Origin of the sequence: Microbacterium sp. (assembly GCF_036566905.1) — a bacterium.
Classification (GTDB): Bacteria; Actinomycetota; Actinomycetes; order Actinomycetales; family Microbacteriaceae; genus Microbacterium.
Genome location: NZ_DATCVK010000120.1, coordinates 1 through 1,722, shown reverse-complemented (window position 1 = coordinate 1,722; position 1,722 = coordinate 1). Strand labels below are relative to the sequence as shown.

The following is a 1,722-nucleotide window of genomic DNA, read 5'->3' as shown; positions in this document are numbered from 1 at the left end:
GTAGCGGCGGGTCATCTGGAAGACCTGCCACATCTGCTTCATGCGGCCGGGCTCCTTCTGAGCCTTCGATGCGTCCTTGGTGCGTGCCATGTTCACAAGGATACCGGCGCGGAGGGCCGTCTCGGACCGCGATCTGCACGCAGTCCGAGACGACGGATGCCGCTAGCCGACCGCCTGAGCGAAGCCGAGCGACGTGTCGGCGAGATGCGAGAGCTCAGCGGGCAGTTCGCGCCCCTTCGCCTGCATCGACTGCGCCCAGAGGCGACCCGCCCGGTACGACGAGCGCACCAGCGGCCCGGCGAGAACGCCGAGGAATCCGATCGCCTCGGCCTCCTCCTTGATCTCGATGAACTCCTCGGGCCGCACCCAGCGCGCGACCGGCAGGTGCCGGGGACTCGGGCGCAGATACTGGGTCACCGTGATGATGTCGGTACCCGCGTCGTGCAGGTCCTGCAGGGCCTGCGAGACCTCTTCCCGCTCCTCACCCATGCCGAGGATGAGGTTGGACTTCGTGATGAGCCCGGCCTCGCGGCCCTGGGTGATCACGTCGAGCGACCGCTCGTAGCGGAACGCCGGGCGGATGCGCTTGAAGATGCGCGGCACCGTTTCAACGTTGTGCGCGAAGACCTCGGGGCGGGCGTCGAACACCTGCTGCAGCAGTTCGGGCTCTCCGTTGAAGTCGGGAACGAGGATCTCCACCCCGGTGCCGGGTGACTGGCGGTGGATCTCGCGGATCGTCTCGGCGTACAGCCAGGCACCTCCGTCGGGCAGGTCGTCGCGAGCGACGCCGGTGACGGTCGAGTAGCGCAGCTGCATGCGCACCACGGACTCGCCGACGCGACGCGGTTCGTCGGCGTCGAAATCGGCGGGCTTACCGGTGTCGATCTGGCAGAAGTCGCAGCGCCGGGTGCACTGCGATCCACCGATGAGGAAGGTCGCCTCACGGTCCTCCCAGCACTCGTAGATGTTCGGGCAGCCGGCCTCCTGACACACGGTGTGCAGGTCCTCGCTCTTCACGAGTGCCTGCAGGGCCCGATACTCGGGCCCCATCTTCGCGCGCGTCTTGATCCACTCGGGCTTGCGTTCGATCGGCGTCTGGGCGTTGCGGACTTCGAGGCGCAGCATCTTGCGCCCCGCGGGTATCGTGCTCACGCGGCGATCGCCGCCTCGGCGCGGAACCGCGCGGAGATCGGTTCGACGAGATCCGCCGGGGTCACGGTGCGACCCAGCTCGCGGCTGATCGTGGTCACGCCGGCATCACGGATGCCGCAGGCGACGATCCGCTCGTAGGCGTCGAGCTCGTTGCTCGCATTAAGGGCGAAGCCGTGCATGGTGACGCCGCTCTCGACCCTGATGCCGATGGCGGCGATCTTGTTCTCGAAACCCGGCGGACCGATCCAGACGCCGGATCGGCCGTCGACGCGGCGCGTCTCGAGGCCGATGTCGGCGAGCACGTCGATGAGGATGCCCTCGAGCCGCCGGACGTATCCGACGACGTCGATGGGTTCCGGCAGGCGCAGGATCGGATACCCGACGAGCTGGCCGGGGCCGTGCCAGGTGATCTTGCCGCCGCGGTCGACATCGATGACGGGAGTCCCGTCGGTCGGCCGTTCGTCGGGCGCTGTGCGCTTGCCGGCGGTGTAGACGGAGGGGTGCTCCAGGAGGAGTACGGTGTCGGGGCGTTCGCCCCTGACAACCGCGCGATGGACGGCGCGCTGAAGG

The 1,722-nt window shown here is 68.4% G+C and carries 2 protein-coding genes; both read right to left on the bottom strand.

Features of this window, described 5'->3' with window-relative positions; translation table 11 throughout:
* Nucleotides 1-162 precede the first annotated feature (162 nt).
* Nucleotides 163-1,152: a lipoyl synthase gene (gene lipA / locus VIP82_RS09090; protein WP_331907796.1), complete on the bottom strand. Its 990-nt coding sequence runs from the start codon at nt 1,150-1,152 to the stop codon at nt 163-165.
* Nucleotides 1,149-1,722, bottom strand: a 574-nt coding sequence (lipB, locus tag VIP82_RS09085; protein ID WP_331907794.1) for a lipoyl(octanoyl) transferase LipB, incomplete at its 5' end; no start/stop codon positions are given. The genes lipB and lipA, both read right to left, overlap by 4 nt.